Annotated in this window: 22 protein-coding genes; 7 read left to right on the top strand and 15 right to left on the bottom strand. The window is 65.6% G+C overall.

Annotated elements, in window-relative coordinates; genetic code table 11:
• Positions 1–101 precede the first annotated feature (101 nt).
• From VGM61_RS01475 to VGM61_RS01485, 3 genes are read right to left on the bottom strand one after another with little or no spacing between them, the layout of a single operon-like run.
• Entirely contained in the window at positions 102–1,373 is a 1,272-nt protein-coding gene (locus VGM61_RS01475) for an MFS transporter (protein ID WP_331520956.1), read from the bottom strand.
• Between the two features lie 5 nt (positions 1,374–1,378).
• Positions 1,379–2,566: a class I SAM-dependent methyltransferase gene (locus VGM61_RS01480; protein WP_331520935.1), complete on the bottom strand. Its 1,188-nt coding sequence runs from the start codon at positions 2,564–2,566 to the stop codon at positions 1,379–1,381.
• A 36-nt stretch (positions 2,567–2,602) separates the two neighbouring features.
• Entirely contained in the window at positions 2,603–4,759 is a 2,157-nt protein-coding gene (locus VGM61_RS01485) for a TonB-dependent receptor (RefSeq protein WP_331520936.1), read from the bottom strand.
• Positions 4,760–4,974: 215 nt separating this feature from the next.
• Here VGM61_RS01485 and VGM61_RS01490 point away from each other — a divergent pair, with 215 nt between their 5' ends.
• A complete protein-coding gene (locus VGM61_RS01490; RefSeq protein WP_331520937.1) occupies positions 4,975–5,778 on the top strand; it encodes a hypothetical protein in 804 nt (267 codons plus the stop codon).
• A gap of 32 nt (positions 5,779–5,810) precedes the next feature.
• Complete coding sequence (locus VGM61_RS01495; protein ID WP_331520938.1) at positions 5,811–6,554, top strand: pteridine reductase; 744 nt, start codon at positions 5,811–5,813, stop codon at positions 6,552–6,554.
• Here VGM61_RS01495 and VGM61_RS01500 read toward each other — a convergent pair.
• Genes VGM61_RS01500 through gltB form a run of 3 tightly spaced genes read right to left on the bottom strand, consistent with a single transcriptional unit; the run spans position 6,551 to position 13,254 of the window.
• Positions 6,551–7,318: an NRDE family protein gene (locus VGM61_RS01500; protein WP_331520939.1), complete on the bottom strand. Its 768-nt coding sequence runs from the start codon at positions 7,316–7,318 to the stop codon at positions 6,551–6,553. The genes VGM61_RS01495 and VGM61_RS01500 overlap by 4 nt on opposite strands.
• Before the next feature lie 45 nt (positions 7,319–7,363).
• Entirely contained in the window at positions 7,364–8,806 is a 1,443-nt protein-coding gene (locus VGM61_RS01505) for an FAD-dependent oxidoreductase (protein ID WP_331520940.1), read from the bottom strand.
• A complete protein-coding gene (gene gltB / locus VGM61_RS01510; protein ID WP_331520941.1) occupies positions 8,803–13,254 on the bottom strand; it encodes a glutamate synthase large subunit in 4,452 nt (1,483 codons plus the stop codon). Before gltB ends, VGM61_RS01505 begins: the two co-directional genes overlap by 4 nt.
• 265 nt (positions 13,255–13,519) lie before the next feature.
• On the opposite strand from gltB, the gene VGM61_RS01515 reads away from it, so the two are divergent.
• Together VGM61_RS01515 and VGM61_RS01520 are read left to right on the top strand one after the other, a co-directional pair.
• Positions 13,520–14,677 carry a murein hydrolase activator EnvC family protein gene (locus VGM61_RS01515; protein ID WP_331520942.1) on the top strand — a complete coding sequence of 386 codons (1,158 nt, stop codon included), beginning with the start codon at positions 13,520–13,522 and terminating at the stop codon, positions 14,675–14,677.
• 54 nt (positions 14,678–14,731) lie between these two features.
• Complete coding sequence (locus VGM61_RS01520) at positions 14,732–16,102, top strand: S41 family peptidase (protein ID WP_331520943.1); 1,371 nt, start codon at positions 14,732–14,734, stop codon at positions 16,100–16,102.
• A gap of 44 nt (positions 16,103–16,146) precedes the next feature.
• Here VGM61_RS01520 and tatC read toward each other — a convergent pair whose 3' ends face one another.
• From tatC to VGM61_RS01540, 4 genes are all read right to left on the bottom strand, one after another.
• A complete protein-coding gene (gene tatC / locus VGM61_RS01525) occupies positions 16,147–16,917 on the bottom strand; it encodes a twin-arginine translocase subunit TatC (RefSeq protein ID WP_331520944.1) in 771 nt (256 codons plus the stop codon).
• A complete protein-coding gene (gene tatB / locus VGM61_RS01530) occupies positions 16,904–17,401 on the bottom strand; it encodes a Sec-independent protein translocase protein TatB (protein WP_331520945.1) in 498 nt (165 codons plus the stop codon). The genes tatC and tatB overlap by 14 nt, the downstream gene beginning before the upstream one ends.
• Before the next feature lie 15 nt (positions 17,402–17,416).
• Positions 17,417–17,674: a twin-arginine translocase TatA/TatE family subunit gene (gene tatA / locus VGM61_RS01535; protein ID WP_331520946.1), complete on the bottom strand. Its 258-nt coding sequence runs from the start codon at positions 17,672–17,674 to the stop codon at positions 17,417–17,419.
• Positions 17,675–17,737: 63 nt separating this feature from the next.
• Positions 17,738–18,424, bottom strand: a complete 687-nt coding sequence (locus tag VGM61_RS01540) for a lipid-binding SYLF domain-containing protein (protein ID WP_331520947.1) — start codon at positions 18,422–18,424, stop codon at positions 17,738–17,740.
• Between the two features lie 114 nt (positions 18,425–18,538).
• Between VGM61_RS01540 and hemH the strand changes: the two genes are divergently transcribed.
• Positions 18,539–19,585 carry a ferrochelatase gene (gene hemH, locus VGM61_RS01545; protein ID WP_331520948.1) on the top strand — a complete coding sequence of 349 codons (1,047 nt, stop codon included), beginning with the start codon at positions 18,539–18,541 and terminating at the stop codon, positions 19,583–19,585.
• Positions 19,582–20,418, top strand: a complete 837-nt coding sequence (locus tag VGM61_RS01550; RefSeq protein WP_331520949.1) for an alpha/beta hydrolase — start codon at positions 19,582–19,584, stop codon at positions 20,416–20,418. The genes hemH and VGM61_RS01550 overlap by 4 nt, the downstream gene beginning before the upstream one ends.
• On the opposite strand, the gene cyoE is transcribed toward VGM61_RS01550, so the two are convergent.
• The 4 genes from cyoE to VGM61_RS01570 are packed head-to-tail and all read right to left on the bottom strand — an operon-like array spanning position 20,415 to position 23,785.
• The gene (gene cyoE, locus VGM61_RS01555) at positions 20,415–21,338 is read right to left on the bottom strand and encodes a heme o synthase (RefSeq protein WP_331520950.1); all 924 of its coding nucleotides are present in this window, start codon (positions 21,336–21,338) and stop codon (positions 20,415–20,417) included. The two genes, VGM61_RS01550 and cyoE, sit on opposite strands and share 4 nt — an antisense overlap.
• Position 21,339: 1 nt before the next feature.
• Entirely contained in the window at positions 21,340–22,488 is a 1,149-nt protein-coding gene (locus tag VGM61_RS01560; RefSeq protein WP_331520951.1) for a COX15/CtaA family protein, read from the bottom strand.
• The gene (locus VGM61_RS01565; RefSeq protein ID WP_331520952.1) at positions 22,488–23,057 is read right to left on the bottom strand and encodes a hypothetical protein; all 570 of its coding nucleotides are present in this window, start codon (positions 23,055–23,057) and stop codon (positions 22,488–22,490) included. The genes VGM61_RS01560 and VGM61_RS01565 overlap by 1 nt, the downstream gene beginning before the upstream one ends.
• Positions 23,054–23,785 carry an SURF1 family protein gene (locus VGM61_RS01570; RefSeq protein ID WP_331520953.1) on the bottom strand — a complete coding sequence of 244 codons (732 nt, stop codon included), beginning with the start codon at positions 23,783–23,785 and terminating at the stop codon, positions 23,054–23,056. Before VGM61_RS01570 ends, VGM61_RS01565 begins: the two co-directional genes overlap by 4 nt.
• A 62-nt stretch (positions 23,786–23,847) precedes the next feature.
• Here VGM61_RS01570 and VGM61_RS01575 point away from each other — a divergent pair, with 62 nt between their 5' ends.
• Positions 23,848–24,066 (top strand): twin transmembrane helix small protein, encoded by a 219-nt coding sequence (locus tag VGM61_RS01575; RefSeq protein WP_250626580.1) that lies wholly within the window; start codon positions 23,848–23,850, stop codon positions 24,064–24,066.
• A 32-nt stretch (positions 24,067–24,098) separates the two neighbouring features.
• On the opposite strand, the gene VGM61_RS01580 is transcribed toward VGM61_RS01575, so the two are convergent.
• Positions 24,099–25,007: an alpha/beta hydrolase gene (locus VGM61_RS01580; RefSeq protein ID WP_331520955.1), complete on the bottom strand. Its 909-nt coding sequence runs from the start codon at positions 25,005–25,007 to the stop codon at positions 24,099–24,101.
• Positions 25,008–25,146: the final 139 nt, after the last annotated feature.

Below are 25,146 nucleotides of genomic sequence, written 5' to 3' on the forward strand. Positions count from 1 at the left end.
ATTTGGCGGGCGACCAGGTGGACGAAAGTCCGTCCGTGGAACTGCGGGTCTCACCCTGGCTCGCCCGCCACCTTCCTCGTATCGCTATACGGGCGCGCAAATCAATCTTCGCGTGCCTGCGGCACCAGCACCAACGCCAGCAGGGTCAGTAGTGCCGCCCCCGCCAGATACCAGCCCACGGCCTGCAAACCGTAACCTTGCGCCAGCTTCGTGGCGATGTACGGCGCTGGCGAGGCGCCGATGATGCCGGCCAGGTTGAAGGCGAGTGAAGCGCCGGTATAACGCACGGGCGTGGGAAACATCTCGGCCAGGATGGTGCCGCAGGGGCCATAGGTCAGACCCATCACGCCAAGGCCCAGCACCAGGAACAACAGCACGCCCCACGCGCTGCCCAGCTCAAACAATGGGCCGAAGAACACGCCGAACAACAGTACCGCGACGCTCGCCGCCAGCATGGCGAACCGGCGGCCAAAGCGGTCGGCGAACCATGCCGAGAACGGGATGGTGGCGGCAAAGAACAGCACCGCGACCATCTGCAGCAACAGGAACTGCTGCCGGCCGAAGCCCAGGTGGGCCGTGCCCCAGCTCAGCGCGAACACCGTCATCAGGTAGAACAGCACGAAGGTGGCCATGGCGGCGAAGGTGCCGGCGATAAGCGCGCGCGGATGGCGGGTGAGCACCGTCCAGATCGGCACGCGAACGCGCTCTTCGCGCTCGAGGGCGCGCTGGAAGGCAGGTGTCTCGGCGATCGACAGACGTACCCAAAGGCCCACCATCACCAGCACCGCGCTGGCGATGAACGGGATCCGCCAGCCCCAGTGGAAGAAGTCTTCGTCTGAAATGGTCTCAGTCAGCAGAAGGAACACACCGCTCGAACACAGGAAGCCGATCGGTGCACCCAGCTGCGGGAACATGCCATACCAGGCACGCTTGCCCGGCGGTGCGTTCTCGGTGGCCAGCAGCACCGCACCACCCCATTCGCCACCCAGGCCCAGCCCCTGGCCGAAGCGGCACAGGGCCAGCAGCGCCGGCGCCCATACACCGATGTTGGCGTAGGTCGGCAACAGGCCGATGGCCACGGTCGACAAACCCATGGTCAGCAGTGCCGCCACCAGCGTCGCCTTGCGACCCACGCGATCACCGAAATGCCCGAACACCGCCGAACCCACCGGCCGTGCGAAGAAAGCCACGGCGAAAGTCGCCAGCGATTGCAGCGTGGCCGAAGCAGCATCCGAACCAGGAAAGAACAGCTTGGGGAAGACCAGCACCGCGGCCGTGGCGTAGATATAGAAATCGAAGAATTCGACGGTGGTGCCGATCAGGCTGGCAAAGAGTACGCGGGACTTGCTGTTCAGGGGAGCGGCGTCGACCACGCCAGTCACAGGCGGCCACCCTGGTCAGCCAGCAATACATCCGCTGGCAGCGGCAGCACATCAAGCCCCCTGGCAAACAGCATCGCCTGGAATCGCTCACCCATTTCATCCGGCAGGGTCAGCCGCTTCACCTGCCGCGCCAGCGCCATGCGCGTGGCTTCGTCAGGGGCATTGCCGAAGTCGTCTTCGAACAACTCCTGCAAGCCCGAAGCGATCAGGAACTGTGCCTGCGGCACGTAGGCCGCCACGTTGAAACCGGCGCTGTTCCCGGCTTCAGCCAGTGCCGTGAAATCCACCGAAGCGGTGAGGTCCTGCAAGCCCGGCAAGATGTACGCATCGCCGTGCGCGCGATGGCGGTAGTGCGCCATCAGGGTGCCGTCGGTGCGTTCGGGCAGGTAGAACTCCTGGCGCACGTAACCATAGTCGATGAACAGCATGACGCCGGCAACGAGGGAACCCGCCACCGCCTGCATCCAGAAGGGAAGCTGCGGCAACACTTCGGAGCGGTAGCCATCGGGGAATTCACGGCCGATGTCCCGTTCGACATGGCGCACGGCGGCGGATACCAGCGCATCGGCCGGGCGGTCGCTGCGCTTAAGGCTGCCTTCGCCATCGAGCACCACGTGTTCTTCGTACACTTCGCCATCGCGCAGGGTGAAACGCGTGGTGGGCAGCGCGTCGATCACCTCGTTGGCGAACAGCACGCCGCGCCAGTCTTCCTCGGGTGGCCGGTCAAGCCATGCAACGCGATCGAAGATATCGGCGGGCAACGCCATTGACAGCCGGTCGCGCTGGCGTTCACGCAGGTCCGCGCTGGGCTCCAGGATCAAGTACCGTGCGGGCAGCGAACCGACCGCTGAGAGAGCCAGCAGCGTGGCTTCGGCAAAGCTTCCGCTACCGCCGCCCAGTTCCAGGAAGGCGGCCTCGGGACCCAGTGCCTCAAGCACCGGCTGCACCGTGCGCACCACGCAACGGGCAAAGAGATCACCCAGTTCCGGCGCCGTGATGAAATCCCCCGCCTCGCCGAATTTCGTCTTGCCAGCGCTGTAGTAGCCCAGCCCCGGCGCGTACAGGCAGCGCTCCATATAGCGGGAGAACGGCATGGGCCCACCGGAGGCTATTTCCCCACGGATATGGGCGAGCAGACGGTCGGAAAGGTCGCGTTCGGCGGCTTCAGGGAGCGGCAGTTTCATCCGTCGAAGGATAGCAGCCGCTCCCGCGTACCGCCGCTAGAAGTTCTTCTCGACCGACAGGAACAGCCCACGGCGGGGGCCAAACTGGGGTGCACCCACGCCCACGCCGCTGCCGTCGCGAAGCTCGTAGGTGCGGTCCAGGGCGTTGATCAGCGCCAGTTGGGTATGCAGCTTGCCGGTGCTTTCGAAGTTGAAGTCGTGCGACACGTTCAGGTTCAGCTGGAAGTAGTACGGCACGGACAACCCATTGGGCACGTCGCCATCCTTGCGCAGGCCCGAGCCGAACAGGTAATTCGCGCCCACCTGGGTGTCGCCGGTGATCGCCCAGCTGATGCCGCCGGAAGAGGTGAGCTTCTGGTCGTGGTCCAGGTGGATGTAGTTATCGTAGATGTAGGCCAGCTCATCCGGGTCGAAGTTGTACTGTCCGGTGACGATGCGCTTGCCCATCGCGCGGCTGTAGGCCAGGTTGAAGTAAGCCGTGACCGGCCCATGGTTCCAGTTGGCACTGAATTCGGCGCCGCGGATGCGGCCGAACTGGTAGTTGAAGGTGGAATACACCACGGCGGCACCGAACTGCCCTTCATCCTGCAGGCGGCTCACGCGGCGGTCGTAGAGGTCCAGCCCTAAGGTCAGGTCGCTGCCTACCTGCTGCGAGATGCCAAGGTCGTAGTAGCTGGAACGTTCGCTCTTGGGCGTGTTGTTGCCGTCACTGGGCAGCGCATTGGTGGTGCCGGCGAATTTCTCGATCGACGTGGTGGTGATGGCCTCGGTGGCCGGCGGCGTGAAGTAGCGCGAGTAACCGGCATGGATGGTGGTGCTGTCGGTGGCCTGCCACACGGCGCCCACGCGCGGAGAGAGCTGGCTTTCCGCCTTGAAGGCATTGAACTTGTCGTAGCGCACACCGTAGTTCACTGTCCAGGCGCTGCCGATGCTCCATTCGTCCTGCAGATAGGCCGAATACGTGCGGGCGATCAGGCGGCTTTCATCGACGATGTTGATCGGTGTGGTGCTGGTCTGGTTTCCGTCGGCATCGGCCGGGAACACCATCGCGTTGTTCGTGCTTCCGGCTTTCTCGAATGAGGAATAAACACCGTAACGCACGGTGTTGCTGTCGCCGACGGGAGTGGAGAAATCCGCCTGCACGGTGCTGGCGCGGTTGCTGCGGCGGACGTCCGAAGCCACGCCGTCGAACATCAGGTCGCCGATCGCATCAGGGGTGAAGTCCAGGCCGCTGTAACGCTGGCCCAGGGATACCTGGTAAGCGGTTTCGCCCATTTTTCCCTGAAGCGAGAGTACGCCGAAGCGGGTACGCTCCTGCTGCTGCTCGTTGAGCTTCGACGAATCGAAGTCGGTGACGTCCAGGTAGCCGAAGGTGGGTGTCTGTCCGGGGTTGTTGGGAATCTGGAAGCGGTTGTTGGCCACGCCGAACATGAAGCTCAAACGAGCATCGTCGTTGATGCGGTAGGAGATATCGCCGAAGGCCTTTACCTGGTTGGTATGGTCGTGCACCGGCTTCTTGCTGGACGTCGGGTTCTCGATGCCGATGTCGCTTTCCAGGTAATTGGCAGTGAGGTAGTAGCTCCATTCACCGGATTTACCGAAGAGCGAAGCATACGGATTGATCGTGCCGTTACTGCCACCGGTGATACCCACCACGCCTTCGTTGCCGTCGTTCTTGAGTTTCTTGGTGGTGATATCCACCACTGCGGCGGTGCGCAGGCCGTATTGGGCCGGCAGCGCGCCGTCCAGGAGCTTCAAGTTGTCGATCATGCGCGCATCCAGCGCCTGGCCGAAGCCGCCGATGCTTTCGGGAATCACCACGCCGTCGATGCGGTATTGCAGGTTCGCGTGGTCGCCGCGCACGTGCAGCTGGCCGAAGGAATCCTGCACCACGCCAGGGGCCTGCAGCACGACCTGGTTCAGCGGCGTGCTCTGCCCAAGGGGCAACGCCGCAATGGCCTTGCTATCGAGCACGTACTGGCTGCTTCCGGTGTCCGGCGACAGGCTGTTGCGCGCGGCATCGAGCTTGGCGTCCACATCGACGCCACCGAGATTCACGGCATGCTGCGGATCGGTCGGGCTTGCATCGGGCAGCGCTGCGGGCGGCGGAACTGGCAGCGGCGCATCGCCGGCGAATACGGGTGCGGCGCAAAGGGCTGCGGCAACGCAGAGGGCAAGGCGGGAGAAATTCATGGGGCGGCGGGGTCCATCAGTCTGAGCTTGATAATGTTATAACATATCAATGCTGCGATGCATCCACATGACTGATGGCAGGGTCGGTCCATGCCGGCCATGCGGATCGGGGAATGGCCACTATGTGGACAGGCACTTTCCAGCGGCTTTCCGCTTCATCGACAGGTCACGGCGGGTTCGGTAGTTATTCACGTCAAACCGAAGCTGGAGCCCCCATGGCGCGCAAGAGTGCATCGTCCACCTCAAAGGAAATCGTCGCCGTCGCCTCCACCCGCGACATCGGCGGCGCCGCGCAGGCCATCCTGGACTTCGTGTCGAAAATCCCTGGCAGCAAGGAGCCCACCTCAAAGCGCCCCGGGGACGAAGCCAAACGTATCGCCAACGCCGCCGCCAGCAAGGCCGGCCTCACCGCCGGCTCCCTGGCCCTGCCCCCGGGTCCACTGGGCTGGCTCACGGTGCTGCCGGAACTGGTGATGATCTGGAAGATCCAGGCCCAGATGGTGAGTGACATTGCCTCCACCTTCGGCAAGGAAGCCACGCTTGGCCGCGAGCAGATGCTCTATTGCCTGTTCCGTCATACCGCTGCCCAGGCCTTCCGCGACGTGGTGGTGCGCATGGGTGACCGCCTGGTGTTCCGCCGCGCCGGCATGGCGGCACTGGAGCGCGTGGCCAAGAACATCGGCGTCAACGTATCCCGTCGCGCGGTGAGCAAGGGCCTCAGCCGGTGGCTGCCCGTGGTGGGCGCGCTGGGCGTAGGTGCGTATGCCTATTACGACACCGCCCAGGTAGCCAAGACGGCGATTGAGCTTTTCAGTGGCGGCATCGACGTGGAAACGGTGGATGTCACCCCGGCGGACGCAACGGTTGCCACGGTACGTGCAAGCGCCACCAGGGTGGCGAAAAAGGCCGCTGCCACCAAGAAAGCCGTCAAGAAAGCGGTGAAGAAGGCTGTGAAGAAAACCGTGCGCAAAAGCACGGCTGTGGCCCGCAAAGCCACGCGGAAGAAACCCCCCGCCTGACGCTCAAGGTGAATTTGCGGCATCCTTCGTGCATGCCGAAGCTTGCCCACCCCGTCGTCCTGGTCACCGGTGCCGCCCGCCGCATTGGCGCCGTCGTGGTGCGCCGGTTGCACGCGGAAGGCTTCGACATCGCGCTGCACTACCACCGGTCGAAGGCCGAGGCCGAGGCGGTGGCCGCGGAGCTCAATGCCATCCGCGCCGACAGCGTACGTACCCTGTGCGCCGACCTCGCCGACGATGCCGGGCTCACCACCATGGTGGGGGAAGCGGCGCACTGGCACGGCCGCCTGGACGCGCTGGTGAACAACGCGTCCACCTTCCACGCCACGCCGGTTGGCAGCATCGACAGGGCCGCCTGGGACAATCTCTTCGCCAGTAACGCACGTGCGCCTTTGTTTCTTTCGCAGGCAGCAGCGCCGCATCTGGCCGAACACCAGGGCGCCATCGTCAACATGGTCGATATCTATGCAGAACGTCCGCTTCGCGACCACACCGTGTATGGCATGGCCAAAGCCGCACTGGTGGCGCTGACGCAATCGCTGGCGATCGAGCTCGCGCCGCACGTGCGGGTCAATGCCATTGCCCCCGGTGCGATCCTCTGGCCAGAGCACGGCAAGGCCGACACTGAACGGGACGCGGTGATCGCGGCAACGCCGCTCAAGCGCTGTGGCGACCCGGAAGACATCGCAAGCACCGTGCTGTGGCTGCTCCGCGATGCGACGTTCGTCACCGGCCAGGTGATCCGTGTCGACGGTGGGCGCTCGCTGGTGCTCTAGATCGACGCTTCGATCGCAACGGCGGTTTCACCGGCCTTCTCGCCGTTGGGGCCGAAGCGCCGTTCCACCACGATGGTGGCGCCATCGTGGTCCACCGCAACGATGGTGCTGGCACGTGTGCCGTAGCGCTCGCCACGGATGAAGGTGGCCGAGAGCTGGCGCTCCAGGTCGATGCCTACCCCGGTATCGGGAAGCACCTCGTCGGGCCAGGTGCCCTCATGAGCGAGGATCTCGAACAGCGATTCGAAATCGCCATCGTCGGCGCCGTCGATCCAGCGCGAAAGCTTGTCGCAGGCGGCCTGGGTTTTCGGCCACGGCGCGTTGAAGTCGGCGTTGGACAGGCCATGCACGCCAGGAATGATCGCTTCCACGCGGGCCCTGGGGCGGTTGCCCACGTAATAAGCCGATTGACCATCGAAGGTGAGCAGGTTGAACGGGCGATAGTCCGCGGCGCGCTGGCGCAGTGCTTCGGCATGCCCCGACGCACTTCCGTCGATCAGGTATTCCACCGGCAACAGGCCGCGTGAAAGGCCCTCATGCTGGTCGCGTGGGTCGCGTACGTTGGTGACGGTGCATACCCTTCCGCCGTCGGCGACCCCAAGCCAGGTACCACCGGCCTGAAGGTCACGCCCGGCAACGATGCCGGGGTGGTCTTCCCAGCGTGCCAGGGCAGCGGAGGGGCGTTCATGGAACTCATCGCGATTGCCCACCAGCAGCAGGCGCCAGCGTGGGTGCACGTTCCAGGCGAACGCGATCAGGCACATGCAGGTATGACCCCCGGACGATCCATTTCCCCATTGTGCCGGTTATCAGGCCACCGCGGCCACCGGCCGGGCGGCCGGGGCACCGGCGAGCATGCGGGCGATGGATCCGGCAGCTTCCCGGCCATCATGTACGGCACGGACCACCAGGTCCGCCCCGCGGACGTTGTCGCCGCCGGCGAAGATGCGCGGGTGGCTGGTCTGGAAGGGCCATTGCCCTCCTGTACCCACCAGGATCTTGCCCGAGGGATCCAGCGCCACGCCGTGCACCTGGCACCAGTCGGGCGGGCTCGGCTGGAAGCCGAAAGCCTGGATCACCACGTCCGCCGGCAGGTCGCTCTCGCTGCCGGGGATGTTCTGCGGCCGCAAGCGCCCATCGGCCGCAGCCACCAGCTCCGTATCCACCACGCGCACCGCGTTCAGCCGGCCGTCTTCCCCCAGCAGGGCCACCGGCTGTTTATGGAATAGGAACTGGACACCTTCCTCGCGGCTGTAGCCCACTTCCCGGCGCGAACCGGGCATGTTGGCCTCGTCCCGGCGATACACGCAGGTGACCGATGCCGCACCCAGGCGGATCGCCGTGCGGTTGCAGTCCATGCCGGTGTCGCCACCGCCCAACACCACCACGTGCTTGCCGCGCAGGTCGTAAGTGGCCGAGGGCACTTCATCGCGCAGCAGCCGGTGGACGTTGGCGATCAGGAAGGGCAGTGCGTCGTGCACGCCCTTGAGATCGCGGCCATCCAGGCGGCCGTCGACATAAGTGTAAGCGCCCGTGCCGACGAACACCGCATCGTAGCCATCGACGAGTTCGGCGAAGTCGAGGTCGCGGCCGATCTCGATGCCCAGCCTGAAACGCACGCCCATGCCTTCGAGTATCTCGCGACGCGTACGCATCACGGCCTTGTCCAGCTTGAACGGTGGGATGCCGAAGGTCAGCAGTCCGCCGATCTCGTGGTAGCGGTCGTAGACGTCGGCGGCGATGCCGGCGCGACGCAGGCGGTCGGCGCAGGCAAGCCCCGCCGGGCCCGCACCAACGATGGCGACGCGGCGGCCGCTCTCGCGCACGCTGGAAAGATCCGGGCGCCAGCCCTGGCGGATGGCTTCATCGGTCACCCATTTCTCGACGCTGCCGATGGTGACGGCACCGAAGGCAGTTTGCTCCAGCGTGCAGGCACCTTCGCACAGGCGGTCCTGCGGGCACACCCGGCCGCAGACTTCCGGCAATGGGTTGGTCTCGTGCATCAACGTGGCCGCTTCGAACAGGCGGCCGTCCTGCACCAGCTTCAACCAGTTGGGAATGTAGTTGTGCACCGGGCAGGCGTGCTCGCAATACGGGTTGCCGCAATCGATGCAGCGCTCCGATTGCGTGGCGGCCTCGGACGCGGCGAAGTCGCCGCTGATTTCCGAGTACCCCAGCACACGCACCGGCACTGGCACCGTGCGCGGCGTTTGCCGCGATACCTCGAGGAAGCGGAAATCCTTCGCGCTCATGCGGCGCTCCGCAGTTCTTCGGCCAGGGCATCCAGGCTTGCAGCTTTCGGTTTGACCAGCCAGAAGCGTTGCAGGAGGCCACGGAAATCCGCATGTACCTTGCGCCCCCACGCGCTGTGCGTGGTGTCGGCGTGGCGGGCAATGAGGTTGCGCAGGTGCTGCATGTAGTGCTCCATGCCTTCCGGCGAGATGCGTACGATGTCGACCAGCTCGTGGTTATAGCAATCGACGAAGTCTCGCTCGAGGTCGAGCACATAGGCGAACCCGCCGGTCATGCCGGCGCCGAAGTTCAGGCCCGTGGAGCCGAGCACGGCGACCACGCCGCCGGTCATGTATTCGCAGCAATGGTCGCCTGCACCTTCCACCACGGTCAGTGCACCGGAGTTGCGCACGGCGAAGCGCTCGCCGGCACGGCCGGCGGCGAAAAGCTCGCCACCGGTGGCGCCGTACAGGCAGGTATTGCCGATGATGGCGGCGTCCTGGCTGGCGAAGGGCGAATCCGCCGGCGGGCGGATCACCAGGCGGCCGCCGGCCATGCCCTTGCCCACGCCGTCGTTGGCTTCGCCGTCCAGTTCGATGTGCACGCCACCGGCATTCCAGGCGCCCAGGCTCTGGCCTGCCGCGCCGCGCAGGCGCAGCACCAGCGGATGGGCGGCCATGCCAGCATCACCCCAGCGCCGGGCAACGTCACCGGACAGCCGGGCGCCGATGGCCCGATCGGTATTGGCGATGTCGTAGTCGAACGTGCCGCCGGTGCCATGCGCCACCGCTTCGCGTGTGTCGGCGCTGATGCGTGTGGCCAGCGCCGCTGGGTCGCGCATGGGGTTCCGCGGCATCACGCACTGCGTGGCCTCGTGGTTGGCAAGGCCGTCGGTGCCCAGCAGGCGGGAAAGATCCAGTTGTCCGTGGCCGGTGGTGGTGCCCTTGAGTTGCTCGAGCTTCTCGCTGCGGCCGATCAGCTCGGCCATCGAGCGCACGCCCAGCGCCGCCATGTGCAGGCGCACATCCTCGGCCACGAAGCGGAAATAGTTCATCACCATCTCGGGCAAGCCGGTGAAATGGGCGGCACGCAGCACGGGGTGTTGCGTCGCCACGCCCGTGGCGCAGTTGTTCAGATGGCAGATGCGCAGGTACTTGCAACCCAGCGCCACCATCGGGCCGGTGCCGAAGCCGAAACTTTCCGCGCCGAGCATGGCCGCCTTGATCACGTCCAGGCCGGTCTTCAGGCCACCGTCCGTCTGCAGGCGCACACGGTCTCGCAGGTCGTTCAATCGCAATGTCTGCTGCGTCTCGGCCAGGCCCAGTTCCCACGGCGTACCGGCGTATTTGATTGACGTAAGCGGACTGGCGCCGGTGCCGCCATCGTGCCCGGACACGGTGATCAGGTCCGCACCGGCCTTCACCACACCCGCGGCGACGGTGCCAACACCGGCGTGTGACACCAGTTTCACCGACACCAGGGCCTGCGGGTTGACCTCCTTGAGGTCGTGGATCAGCTGGGCGAGATCCTCGATGGAATAGATGTCGTGGTGCGGCGGCGGGGAGATCAGGCCGATGCCGGGTTTGGCATAGCGCAACCTGGCGATGGTCTTGTCCACCTTGTGGCCGGGCAACTGGCCGCCCTCGCCGGGTTTGGCGCCCTGGGCGATCTTGATCTGCAGCACCTCGGCGTTCACCAGGTACGCCGGCGTCACGCCGAAACGGCCCGACGCCACCTGCTTGATCTTCGATGCTTTCTCGGTGCCGTATCGGACCGGGTCTTCACCGCCCTCGCCGGAGTTGCTGCGCGCACCCAGGCGGTTCATGGCAATGGCCAGTGCCTCGTGTGCCTCGGGCGACAATGCACCCAGCGACATGCCGGCCGAATCGAAGCGCTTGAGGATCGCTTCTACCGGTTCCACTTCATCCAGCGGCACGGGCGTGCCTGCCACCGGGTGCAGGAGGTCGCGCAATGCGGACGGCGGACGGCCGTCGACGAACTGCGCATAGCGGCGGTAGTCGCTCATCAGGCCCGTGCGGACCGCCACCTGCAGGCTGGCGATCACATCGGGGTTGTACATGTGGTATTCGCCGCCGTGGATGTACTTGTACAGGCCACCCGGGCGAAGGCCCGCCATGTCGTTCCAGGCTTCGCCGGCAAGGGTGCGCTGCTCAAGGTCGAGGTCGGCGAAAGTGGCGCCACCCACACGCGAAGGCGTGCCCGGGAAACATAGCTCCACCACGTCGGGAGCCAGGCCGACGATCTCGAAGAGTTGCGCGCCGCGATAGCCTGCGATGGTGGAAATGCCCATCTTCGAGAGGATCTTCAACAGGCCCTTGCGCACGCCACGGCGGTAGTCGCGGCCGATCTCGCGCGGTGCGCCGTCGTTCTTGCGGATGTGGCCGCTGCGGCCCAGGTCGAACAGGCTCTGGTAGGCCAGCCATGGATAGATCGCCGTGGCGCCGAAACCGATAAGGCAGGCGAACTGGTGCGGATCGCGCGGCGTGGCTGTCTCTACCATGATGTTGCACTGGCAGCGCAAGCCTGTATCCACCAGGCGCGCATGCACCGCCCCGGTGGCCAGCAGCGAATGGATGGGGGTCAGGTCCCGGCGCGGGTAACGGTCGGACAGGAACACGACCTGCACCCCACCGCGCACCGCGGCCTCGACCTCATCGCATAGTTTGCGCAGCGCTTCTTCCAGTGTCTGGCCCACGCCGTACATCAGGTCGAAGCGCGGGGTGTCGGCATATTCCTCCATCGCCAGGATCTGCCGCAGCTTGCGCTGGGAAAGGATCGGGGAATTGAGCATCACCTGGCTGGCGTTCTCGGGACCGAGCTCGAAGATGTTCCGCTCCTGGCCGATCTGGGTTACCAGCGACATCACCAGCCGCTCGCGCAAGGGGTCGATCGGCGGATTGGTGACCTGGGCGAAGGCCTGGCGAAAGCGGTCGAACAAGGGACGCACGTGGGAGGACATCGCCGCCATCGGGGTGTCGTCGCCCATGGAGCCGGTGGCCTCGGCCTCGGTTTCGGCCAGGACTTTCAGCACCGACTCGGTTTCTTCGCGGGTGAGGCCGTAGAGCTTCTGGTAGCGCTTGAGTTCATCCGCCGGCAGCGGCTCGGCGGCCAGGTTCGGATCGATCAGGTCGGATTCAAGATACACCACGCCATCGCGCAACCATTGACGGAACGGCGCGCGCGCGCGGTTGATGTCGTCGATATCGGCATCGTGCAGCAGGCGTTTGTTGGTGAAGTCCACCGCGATCATCTCGCCGGGCGCCAGGCGGCCCTTGGCTATCACGCGCGATGAAGGCACATCCCACAGCCCGGCCTCTGACGCCACGATCAGCGTGTTGTCGTCCGACAACGCCCAGCGCGCCGGGCGCAGGCCGTTGCGGTCGAGCGTGCAGGCGGCGTACTGGCCGTCGCAGATCACCAGGCCCGCGGGGCCATCCCACGGCTCCGAATGCAGTGCGTAGTACTCGTAGAAGGCGGCGAGGTCTTCGTCGAGGTTCTCGCGCGCGGCATAAGCCGGCGGCACAAGTACCTTCATGGCGTTGAGCAGATCCATGCCGCCGGCCAGCAGCACTTCCAGGGCGTTGTCCAGGCTTTCCGAATCCGAGCCTTTCTGGCGCACAAGCGGACCGATGCCTTCCAGGTCCACCAGCGGCGAACGAAGCACGGAGGATCGCGCCAGCATCCAGCGGCGATTGGCGCGGATGGTGTTGATCTCGCCGTTGTGCGCCAGGAAGCGGAACGGCTGCGCCAGTCGCCACTGTGGCGAGGTGTTGGTGGAGAAACGCTGGTGGAAGACCACGGCATCGGCGCTCAACGCCGGATGGCGAAGGTCTGCATAGACATCACGCAGGCGGCCGGGCGCGGCCATGGCCTTGTAACCCACCACGTGCACCGACAGCGACACCACGTAGAAGGTTTCGTTGTCGGCGAGGTCCACTTCCGCCAGGCGACGCGCGCGGAACAGCGCGCGTTCAAAGGTGGCGTCATCGAAGCCATGGCCGGCATTGACGAATACCTGGCGCACGCGCGGCATCTCGGCAGCGGCCAGCGGGCCGCAGGCGTCGGCGTTCACCGGCACGTCGCGCCAGCCGGCCACGGCGAGGCCGGCTTCGGCCAGTTTTGCTTCAAGCACGGCAACCGCTGAGGCGTCGCCATCGCGATTGTCGAATACCAGGCCCGCGGCGAAACGCTCGCCCACCTCGATGCCCGATTCGGCTGCCAGCGCGCGCAGCCACGGCGCGGCGCCATGTACCAGCACCCCGCAGCCATCGCCGCTGACACCATCGGCATTCACGCCGCCGCGGTGGGAAAGCTTCGCCAGTGCGCAGAACGCGGTATCCACGAGCGCGGCCGACGCCTTGCCGCCGATACGCGCCACCAGCCCGAAACCGCAGCTGTCGTGTTCGAATGCCGCGTCGTAAAGCGTCGGCTTGCCTTGCTTCACCATCAGGCCGCCTCCAGGCGCGGGTTGGCTGGGAAGAACCCGTCGGGGACACTTAGGCGCGCGCGGGGTGGGGCTTCCGCGCGAACGCACGATCGGGCATACGTGCCCACTTTAGGCACATTTGACGCGCTGCGTCAAAAGGTTTGGACGTCCAAACGCGGAAGCTGTGTTAAATCAGCGGTAATGCCCGGCGCCAATACCCGCTGTGGCGCGACCCCGGTGCCGTGTCATGCTATGGCGAGACCCGTTCGAAGGACCCGTCGCAAGCATGCGCAAGCCCACATGTGGCGCCCTCTGGCTGGCCCTCGGCCTCGTCCTGGCCACTCCACCGCTCGTCGCGGCGCAGCGCCAGGTGGGCAGCAAGGCCGAGCAGGCGGAGGCCCAGAAGAAACTCGATGACGTACGCTCGCGCATCGACGCGGTGACCCGCGACCAGCGGGAAACCGCCAACCAGCGCGACAGCGCCAACGCCGCTCTCGCACGGCAGGCCGAAGCCGTGGCTGCCGCAGCGAAAGCCGTTCGCGAAGCCGATGCGGCCCTGGCCGAGAAAGAACACGACCTCGCCCAGCTGGGCGAGCAGCGCGCAACGATGAAGAAAACCCTCGACCGCCAGCGTGCCGCGCTCGATGACCTCCTGCGCGCCGCCTACACGCTCGGCCACGGCTCGGACCTGCAGACCTTGATGGGCGACCAGGAAGTGGACCGCATCGCCCGCGCCCTGGCCTATTCGAAGTATTTCCAGCAGGACCGCCTGGTACGGATCAAGGCCTTGCTGGCCGACCTCGCCCACCTGCAGGACATCGAATCGGCCATCGCCAGCGAACAGGAAGCGCTCAAAACCCAGCGCGCCGAACGCGAGGCCAAGGCCACGTCGCTGGAGAAACAGCGTGCCGACCAGCAGAAGCTGGTGGCCGAGGCCAACGCCCGCCTCACCGACCAGGGCAAGAAGATTGCCGCGCTGAAGCAGGACGAGCAATCAATGAACTCGCTGGTCGACCGCCTGCAGAAGGTGATCGAGGAAGCCCCGGTGGTCTCGGCGCCCACGGCGGAACCTGGCAAGCCATCGGCGAACATCCGCGGCGACCTGCCGTGGCCCGCCACCGGAGCGGTGCACGCGCACGGCCCGGGGGTATCCATTGCCGCCGTCCAGGGCAGCCCGGTGCACGCCGTGGCGCGCGGCCGGGTGGTGTACGCCAGCTTCCTTCGCGGCTACGGCATGCTGGTGATCCTGAACCATGGCGATGGCTGGATGTCCCTCTATGGCAATAACGAAACCCTGCTGCATGGCGTGGGCGATACCGTGGAGGCCGGCCAGCCGGTGGGCACGGCGGCCTCGCCTTCGTTGAGCGACGGTGGCGTCTATTTCGAACTGCGCCAGCGCGGCAAGCCGGTCGACCCGGCCAGCTGGTTGTCCAAGCGCAGGTAACGCGCCAAGCACACCGTCCCGATTACCATCGGAACCTTGAACCTGGAGATCCGCATGCGTCTTTCCCCGCCCGGCCAGTCTGCTCGCAAGTTCCTGCGCCTGGCCGCGCTTCCGCTGTTGCTCACCGCCGTCCCGGTACTGGCCCAGGTGCCCCAACCCGATGCCCCGGCGGCGGGCGCCAGCGTGCTTCCCCCGCCGTCGATGAAGGACGGACCGGCATCGGCTTCCACCTCGGGCGAAGTCTCGCTGGAAGACATCCGCAACTTCACCCGTGTCTACCAGATCGTCAAGCAGGCTTATGTCGAGAAGGTGGACGACAAGACCATCATGAAGGCCGCCATCGGCGGCATGGTCACCGGCCTTGATCCGCACGCCGAATACCTGGACAAGGATGGCCTGGACGAACTCTCCGAGGACACCACCGGCCAGTACAGCGGCCTGGGGATCGAGGTACTGCAGGGCGACGGCGAGCTGCGCATCGTGGCGCCGATCGACGACACACCCGCCTCGCGCGCCGGCATCAAGCCGGGCGACCTGATCGTCAAGGTCGATGGCGTCCCGGTGGATCCGCAGAACATCGATGAAGCCTACAAGAAGCTTCGTGGTCCGCCTGGCAGCAAGATCGTCCTTACCATCCTTCATGAGAAATCCGACAAGCCCATCGACATGCCGCTGGTGCGCGAACGCATCGCCGTCACCAGCGTCAAGGTGCGCGAACTGGCTCCGGGCTATGCCTACATCCGCGTCTCGCAGTTCCAGGAAGACACCGCGACCGATGTGGAAAAGAAGCTCGGCGATCTGATCAAGAAAAACGGCCCGCAGAAGGGTGCGGTGCTGGACCTGCGCTCCAACCCGGGCGGCCTGCTTACCTCGGCCGTGGGCGTGAGCGATGCCTTCCTGGATTCAGGCGTGATCGTCACCACCCGCGGCCGCGTACCCGACGCGAACCTGCATTTCGATGCCCACCCGGGCGACCTGCTGAACGGCGCGCCGATGGTGGTGCTGGTGGATAACGGCACGGCCTCGGCGGCGGAGATCGTCTCCGGCGCCCTGAAAGACCACCATCGAGCACTGATCATGGGCCGGCGTACCTTTGGCAAGGGCGTGGTGCAGACGGTGCTGCCGCTCGACGACGAGCACGCGGTGAAGATCACCACGGCCCGCTACTACACGCCCAACGGCACCTCGATCCAGGCCGAAGGCATCAATCCGGACATCACCCTGGCCGACCTCGCCGTCAACAAGAGCGAATCACCGCCGCAGCTGATCGGCTCGGAAGCGGACCTGCCCAACCACCTGGCCAATGAAACCGTGGCTGCCAAGGCTGCCTCCGATGAAGACGATGGCAAGCTTGCCATCGCCGACTTCGCCCTGTCGCAGGCACTGAACGTGGTGCGCGGGCTTTCCCTCGGGCGTTCGCACTAAGGCGCGTCACGCATGGCGGCGCCGGTCGCCTGACCGGAAGCCGCCTATTCGGTTTTCTGCAGGTCGGTCGGTGGCTTCAGCAGGAAGCGCACCGCCAGCAGGCCCACTTCGTACAACAGGCACATGGGCACGGCCAGCATCACCATCGACAAGAGATCCGGCGGCGTGATGAACGCTGCAATCGCAAACGCGCCGACGACGGCATAACTGCGGAAACGGCTGAGCTTCTCGGCATCGACCACGCCCACCGCGGCCAGGATCACCACCGCCACCGGCACTTCGAAGCACAAGCCGAAGGCCAGGAACATCAACATGACGAAGTCGAGGTAATGCGTGATGTCCGTCATCATCTCCACGCCATCGGGGGTGACGGCGGTGAGGAACTTGAACGCCGCCGGCAGCACGATGAAATAGGCGAACGCGCAACCGGCGTAGAACAGGAACAACGCCGCCACCAGCAATGGCCGGGCCAGGCGTTTCTCGTGCCGGTACAGGCCGGGGCTTACAAACGCCCACAGCTGGTACAGGATCATCGGCATCGAGATGAAAAGCGCGGCCCACAACGCCAGCTTCAGCGGCGTGAAGAATGAACTGGCCACTTCCGTAGCGATCAGGTGCGCGCCGGCAGGCAGGCGTGCCACCAGGGGAGCGGCAAGTTCCGTATACAGGCGGTTGGCGATCGGGATCAGCGCCATCAACACCAGGAACAGGGTGACGACGGCCCGCAGCAGGCGGGCGCGCAGTTCAACCAGATGGGAAAAAAGGCCTTCCTCGGTGGGGTCGTCTGCCGACGGCCCGGGTTCACTTGCTGACATCGGGGCCTTCCGTTTCCTTGGCTGCTTCCTGTGTGCCCATGGTTGCTTCCTGCCCGCTGGCATGCGGTAGCTCCGCGGACTCCGCAGGCGGTGAGGGCTGCGCTGTATCCAGGGCCGACTCTTCCCTTCTGCTACTGCCGAGCGGCTTGCCACGCATCACATCGCCAGCCTCGGTAAAGGTACTGCGCACCTGCTCGTTGGCCTCGGTAAAGGTACCGCGTACCTGCTGGTTGACCTCGTTGACGGTGCTGCGAAGGTCGTCGTGCGGCTGGCGGGCGCGCTCGGCGGCCTCGCGCAGGTTACGTTTGATTTCCTCTGCCTGGATCTCACGCTCCACTTCCGCGCGCACGCTGTCCCAGCCGGTACGAACACGGCGCAGCAAGGCGCCCGCGGTACGGGCAGCATGGGGAAGCTTTTCCGGGCCAAGCACGATCAACGCGATGATGGCCAGCAGGAGCAGCTTGCCGAAGCTGATCTCGATCATGACGCGTTGACGAGGCTAGTTCGAACGATCGCGCTCGGCGCGCGCCGCATCGGCGGCAGCCTTGGCGGCGTCCACTGACGGCGGCACGTGCTCGGCCGGCGGATCGGCACGCAGCTGCTCGGCAGCCTGGCGCTTGGCTTCTTCATCACCGTCCAGGCCCTTTTTGAAGTCACGGACGGCGCCGCCGAGGTCGGAGCCGATATTGCGCAGCTTCTTGGTGCCGAAGATCAGCACGACGACGACGACCAGCAGGACGATATGGATGGTGCTCATGGGACGAACCTCGTTGACGGCGTGCCCGCGACGCTGCGCGGGCGACGCACGAAAGTAAGACGACTAGCGCTGAGTGTACTCTTCCAGCCGGTCGCGAAAATCGACTATCGGTGTAGGCACATCCTTAACGCCGCCTTCGAAAATCCTACGTGGCGTCACGCCGCTACCGTAAATGGCTGTATTTGCATCGTAATCGATACGCAGCGCCGAGCCATCCAGGGCCACGCCGGCGAACAGGCCGCGCGACCGTGAGTATGAATAGATCTCGGCCTTCATCTGACTGTCGGTGGCCGCGGTGGCCGTGCGGCCGACCGGTCCGGCCGCCGCCGAGGCATCGGCGCCCAGGGTAAATTTGCCGTTGACGATGGAATCAACACCACGCTGGGTACGGAAGACCAGGATCACGTCGGTGGAGGAAATGCCCGCCTGGAAGCCGATGCTACCGCCGGTAAGGGTAACGAAGCTGGGGTTCGACCAGGTGCCGTCCGCGCCCTTGACCGAGATCAGGCCCTCGCCGCGGCGGCCGCCGAATACCAGGCCCGCCTTGACCATGTCGGGAATGACGGCAATCGCGTGGGCATCACGCAGCAGGTCGGTGGGAATGCCCTTGTCCGGCGCCTCCATGATTTCCTTCAGCACGCGTACGGCATTGCGTGCACGGACATCGGGCGGGTCCTCGGCATGTACGGCGGCGAAGGGGCCCGCGACGAGGGCCAGGACGATAAGGAAACGGGCGAACGGCTTGACCATGGGGATGGAACTCCTTCCTGTGCAGGGCGGCGTGAGGCGGGTGCGGCATCGGGCTGCACGGCCTGCACGGGATCGCTATGGCAGACTGCACTGTCCCAATCAGGCCCCAGCCTCATGCCAGGCAGCAGTAACTATACCGGCCTTGCCGGCGATTCCCACGCCACCGCGCCGGCGATCGGCGTGCTGTTGGTTAATCTTGGTACACCTGCCGCGCCCACGCCCGCGGCGGTGCGTCCCTACCTCGCGCAGTTCCTCGGCGATCCGCGGGTGATCGAGTATCCGCGGCTGCTTTGGCTGGCCATCCTGCATGGGGTGATCCTGCGTATCCGACCCAGGCGCTCAGCGCACGCCTACAGCCGCATCTGGACGGACCAGGGCTCGCCCCTGCGCGTGCTCAGCGAAGCCCTCGCCGCGCGCCTGGCAGACAAGCTGGCCGCGCTCCGGCCCGGCCCCATTCGCGTGGAACTGGCCATGCGCTACGGCACGCCGGAGGTTTTCCAGACCATCGTGCGCATGCAGCGCGAGGGCGTGCGCCGGCTGCTGGTGCTGCCGCTGTACCCACAGTACTCGGCCACGTCCACCGGGTCCGTGCTCGATGCCGTCGCCGACAGCATCAAACGCCTGCGCTGGCCACCGGAACTGCGCACGGTCAACGATTACCACGACCGTCCCGCTTATATCGCAGCACTGGCAGACCGCGTGCGCGCCCATTGGAACCAGCACGGCCGCGGCGAAAGGCTGCTGCTGAGTTTCCATGGCATCCCCCAGCGCTACGTCGATGCGGGCGATCCGTATTACGAGCAGTGCATGGCCACGGCGCGGCTCCTGCGCCAGGCACTGGGCCTGGCCGGCAACGAGGTCATCACCAGCTTCCAGTCGCGCGTGGGCCGGGAACGCTGGCTGCATCCTTACACCGACGAAACCGTTCGCGAACTCGGCCGCCAGGGCCTCAAGCGTGTGGATGTGATCAGCCCCGGCTTTGCCGTGGATTGCCTGGAAACACTGGAGGAAATCGCCATGCAGAACGCGGAGTTCTTCCGCGGGGCCGGCGGCGGCACGCTCAGCTATATCCCTTGCCTCAACGATAGCGACACGCATGCCACGATGCTTGCCGACCTGGCATTGCAGCACCTGCAAGGCTGGCCGGAGGCCGCCACGTGACCGAACTGACCATCGATATCCCCGGATTGCAGCTGGCCGCACAAGCCTGGGGTGATGAAAACCTCCCGCCCCTGCTGGCCCTGCATGGATGGCTCGACAACAGCGCCAGCTTCGAACCGATCGCGCCGTTCCTGTCGAAGCACTACCGGGTGATCGCGCTGGACCTGCCTGGTCATGGCGCCTCGGCCCACTTGCCGCCGGGGCTGCCCTATCACTATGTGGATTATGTGCGCGCCGCGATCGCCGCGGCCGATGCGCTGGGCCTGGATCGCTTCAGCCTGCTTGGCCACTCGCTGGGCGCAGGCATTGCCAGCCTCGCCGCCGCCGCGGTGCCCACGCGCATACGGGAACTGTTGCTGGTGGAAGGGCTCGGCGCCATGGCCGACGATGGCTCGCGCACCCTCGAGCGTTTCCGCGAGGGTCTGGCCGCGCTACAGGAACGCCCACGCGCCCTGCGCGTCTTCCCCGACATGGATGCCGCCATCGCCGCGCGGATGGCCGTGAGCAACATGCCGGCAGAGCTCGTGCGGGGCATGGTCACCCGGAGCCTGGCCAAAGTTGCCGGCGGCTATCGCTGGCGCAGCGATCCGCGCCTGGCATCATCCACGCCGATCCGGCTGGCCGAAACCCAGGTGATGTCGCTGTTGCTTGGTATCGAGGCCAGCACCCGCCTGCTGCTGGCCGACCCCGCCATGCCCTACATGGAAACGGAAACCATCCAGGCCCGCATCGACTGCGTCGCGGACATCACGGTGCAACGGATGTCCGGCGGGCATCACATGCATCTTGAAAAGCCGCGCGAAGTTGCCGGTTTCCTGCTTGGGACTGTCTAGCCCCCGACCGTGATCTCCATCACCGTCCGCGGCGCCACGAGGTAGTGATCCACCAGCAGGAACGCGAACAACGCCATCAGGTAGACGATGGAATAGTTGAACACCTTCATCGAGAACAATTCATCCGGTGGGTTCAGCAGGCGCACGGCGTAATACAGGAACCCCGCCCCCAGCACGACCGCGCCGCCAAGGTACAACAGGCCGCTGTAGTGCATCAGGAACGGCAGCATCGTCACCAGGAACAACAAGATGGTGTAGAACAGCACGTGCCAGCGCGTGTACACCACTCCGTGCGTCACCGGCAGCATCGGCACCTGGGCCCGGGAATAATCCTCGCGGCGGAAGATCGCCAGAGCCCAGAAGTGCGGCGGCGTCCACACGAAGATGATCAGGCACAGCTGCAGCGCGAACGGATGCAGCGCACCGGTGACCGATGTCCAGCCCAGTACCGGCGGAATCGCACCGGCCAACCCGCCGATCACGATGTTCTGCGGCGTGGCGCGCTTCAGGTAGGCGGTGTAGACCACGGCATAGCCGATCAGGCCGCCGAAGGTGAGCACCGCGGTGAGCGTATTCACCAGCAACACCAGCACCAGCATCGACAACACGCCCAGCCCCAGCGCGAAGATAAACACCTGGCGCGGGGAAAGATGCCCCGTGGCCAGCGGCCGGTGCGCGGTGCGCGCCATCACCTTGTCGATGCGCTGGTCGATCAGGTGGTTGAAGGCCGCCGCCGAGGCCGAGGCCAGCCAGATGCCCAGGGTGCCGAACACCAGCGCGCGCCAGGGCGGCAGGCCCATGGGAAAGCCCGGTGCAATGCCCGGCACCAGGAACATGCCAATGACGGCGCAGAACACCAGCAAGGCCACGACGCGCGGCTTGGTGAGTTCGAGGTATTCGCCGAAGGTCGACTTGGCCACGTCAGGTTCCCGGTTCGATCGATCGCCGCTGCGCGCGCGCAAGCGACACCAGCAGGGTGAATAGCAGCAACGCCGCCACGCCATTGTGCGCGGTTGCAACCGGAAGCGGCAGTCCCAGGTGCACATTGCCGATGCCCAGTGCCACCTGCACCAGCAGCACGACGCCCACGGCGATACCCGCGCCGCGCAATCCGGCGCGTGCCAGCTTGAACGACAGCCAGCTGAGATAACAGAACACCACCAGCGCGCCAATGCGGTGCGCGATCTGGATCGCGCTGCGTGCGGCCATGTCCAGCACGCCGCCTTCGTAGTTCACGCCGACGCCACGCCACAGCACGAAACCTTCGTGGAAATCGGTCGCCGGCCACCACTGGCCCAGGCAGGTCGGGAAGTCGGTTCCACAGGCCAGCGCCGCGTAGTTCGAGCTGGTCCACCCGCCCAGGGCGATCTGGCACACCAGCAACACCATGCCCAGCACGACCAGCCTGCGAAGTGCCGCGTAACGGTCGTTGTCGGAGCCGACACCGCAAAAACGCAGCGCCGCGTAGGCCAGCAAGCCGAAGGTGGCGATGCCGCCCAGGAGGTGTCCCATGACCACGACGGGCTTGAGCAACAGCGTGACCGTCCACATGCCCAGCATGGCCTGGAAGATGATCACGCCAAGCACCAGCACGCCCACCCGCCAGGCGCCGGGACGATCCAGTCGCCAGGCCACCAGCAAGGGCAAGGCGATGGCGAGCGCCGACAGTATCGACGACACCACGTGCTCACCCTGCATGTACATGCCCACGCCCACCGCCGCGAACACGGCTGATGCCAGCAAGGCAGCGATGGCGAACCTGCGCCGCCACGCCGACATCAGCGCGATGATGAGCACCATCACCCCAAGCGACCCCGCCAGGAAGCGGTGCACCTGTTCGCGCCACGCCTTGTGGGTTTCATAGGGGCGGTCGGGGAAAGCCTCATTCGCCTGGGCGATCTCGTGCGCATGACCCGGCCAGGTCACCTCGCCATAGCAGGTGGGCCAATCCGGACAGGACAACCCCGCGTTGGACAGGCGCACGAAGGCACCGAACATCACCACGCAGAAGGCGAAGATGGCCGCGACCGCGGTGATGGCGCGCAGGATGCGCAGGCGACGCGACACCATTACTTGATCACCTTCTGCAAATCCTTCCGCAGGCCCGACGGATCGAAGCCGGCAGGATACTGGGCCAGCGCCGTGGTATTGGACTCCACGAAAACAGCCGACACCGAATCAGGCTCCGTCGGCCGGAACGACTCCAGCTTGCCGTCCACGTCCCTGCCGACGATGTAGTCGCCCATGAAGGCATCGGCCGTTTTGTCAGTCGGTGGTTCGCCCAGGTAAAGCAGGCGCAGGCGGTGGCTATTGCGATTGAGCGTGATGCGCGCATTGCGCATCTTCAGCAGCGTATCCACGCAACGTGTGGCGCAGCCCGGACCAGGCAGTGCGATCAGGGTGAGCCTTGGCTCGGACGGATCGCGCCAGACGTAGCTGCCGCCCGTGGCCAGGTCAATGCGCACGTCGGAGAAACTCCGCTGCGGTTCGATCGGCAGGCCATTGCCCTTGGCCGTCGGCTGCCAGCCGCTGACGGTAAGCAGGCCCGCCACCAGGAACGGGGCCGCGAAGACCATCATCACCAGGATCAGCTTGCCCCGGCCGGTCGGGCGTGGTTTGTCTTGCTCGGGAAGATTCATTCCGATCGTCCTTTGGCCCCGCGCCGCGGCTTGCGGTGCAGGATGATGAAAATGACCACCGCCGCCAAGGCGAAGGTGAACCACTGGAAGGCATAGGCGCGGTGGCGCGCGGGCGGCATGAAACCGGGAGTCCAGTCGCGCACGTAGGCCGCGTGCGGATCGGCATCGAGCAGCAACACGCGGGGAAACATGCGCTGCTTCAGGTCCATGCCGATCTCGGTGGTATCCAGGTAGATCGTCGTCTTCGGCCAGGCATTCTGCGTGGGCAATGCATTGCCGCCCATGCGCATGCCGATGCCCGGCGTGGGCACGTACAGCCCCTTCAGCGACAGCCGGCCCGACGGCAACGGCGGCACCTGCGGCATGTGCCCCGCCTCGCGCGGCAGGAAACCCAGGTCCACCAGCAACAGGTAAGTCTTGCCATCCACCTTGAACGGCGCGTACACATGAATACCCTGCTGGCTCGCGTGCGTCTGGTCGTCGAGGTAGTACTCCCGGCCCGGCACGAACTGCCCGGAGACTGCCACGCGCGGATAACGGTCGCCGGGCGGATCGATGGCGACGCCTGAGAAGTCTTCCTGCGGCGCCGTCGCCGATGCGGCATACCGTCGCAGAAGTTCGTCCTTCTCCGCCGCACGGTCGAGCTGCCACACGCCCAAACGTATGAAAAGCAGGGTTCCGGCAACGGTCAGCAGCACCGCGAACCACGACGGACGACGAAGCCCCATCACGCGGAGCGCCGCATGGTGGGGGGTATACTGCGGTTGTCGAAAGGGTTCGGGCCGATCACGTGGAAACCATCTACAAATACGCGCTGGTGATATTGCTGCTGGTGGTGTTGTTCAATCTCGGCCAGGCCCTGTACTTCATGATGACCGACAAGGGCCAGGGCAGCCGCACCGTCTGGGCCCTGACACGCCGCATCGGCTTGTCGCTGCTGTTGATCGCCATGATCGCCCTGGGGATCTTCATGGGCTGGCTACACCCGCACGGGGTCGGGCAATTCTAACCCCTTGACCGGGGCGCCACCCCCAGGCTGCGTCAATTTGGGTGGATGCCCAACCCCGAAGCCACGGCCTTCCATACTTCAGGCCACACCGCCGACGTCGTGGACACCTCGTCGTAATGCGAGGCACCGGGCACGATCACAACCTGCGCATCGTCTCCCTTGCCTCGCGCCATACGGGCATAGTCCCGGGCCACCCGAGGCGGGGAAATATCGTCAAGTTCACCCGTAATGAGCACCGTGCTGCTGCCGTTGGGCGTAAGCGCGGCAGCATTGGTGTCGCCGAACACGTCTGCCCGGCCCGTCGACGGCTTCCCGGTAAGGTCGTCCACGTTGGTATCGCAGGTTTCCCGGATCAACGCGCGCTCGTGGCGAAGGTCGGCCAGTCCCCCAAGGCTCACCACATGCCGCACCGGCACGGGCCGGGCTTCATGCAGCAGGCTCTGCGCCGGAATGCGCGCGCGACCGGCCAGCCACTGCACCAGCTGCCCCCCGGCCGAATGGCCCACCGCCACCAGCCGCGTAAGATCGAGCCCCCGCGTGGCAGCGACAGACCTGAGCTCGTTCATCGCCGCGTTCATGTCGCGGAAGGTGCCCGGATAACCCCCGCCTTCTTCGTCCAGGCGCCGGTATTCCACATTCCACACAGCCACACCGCGCCTTTGCAGCTCACCGGCCATATGCCGCATCTGCACGATGCCACCAAACTTCGAATTCCAGCAGCCACCATGCACCAGCACCACCACAGGGAAAGGCCCTTTCCCCGCCGGCAGAAACAGCTCCGCATACTGCGACGGCGCCCGGCCATAAGCCACGTGCGCCGTGGGCGCAGGCCCGTCGAGGGCCATGTAGTCATCCAGTTTCATCGGACCGGCCATGGCATCGCCAGCCAGAAGCATAAGCAAAAACGCCGACGCGCGGAGGGGGAAGGTGTGGGGTGTCATTTTCGTCACTAAGTCCTCGTCGGGCTTTGCCCTCCTGCGGAAGCGTTCTGAAAACGACACCCCACACCTTCCCTCGGACGTGGAGGTGGGTTGTGGGGCAAGCGGGCTGGGACTTCGCCGGAGGGAGCCGTCGGGCGCC

It is taken from the genome of Pinirhizobacter sp., assembly GCF_036499745.1.
In the GTDB taxonomy this organism is placed as follows: Bacteria; Pseudomonadota; Gammaproteobacteria; order Xanthomonadales; family Rhodanobacteraceae; genus Pinirhizobacter.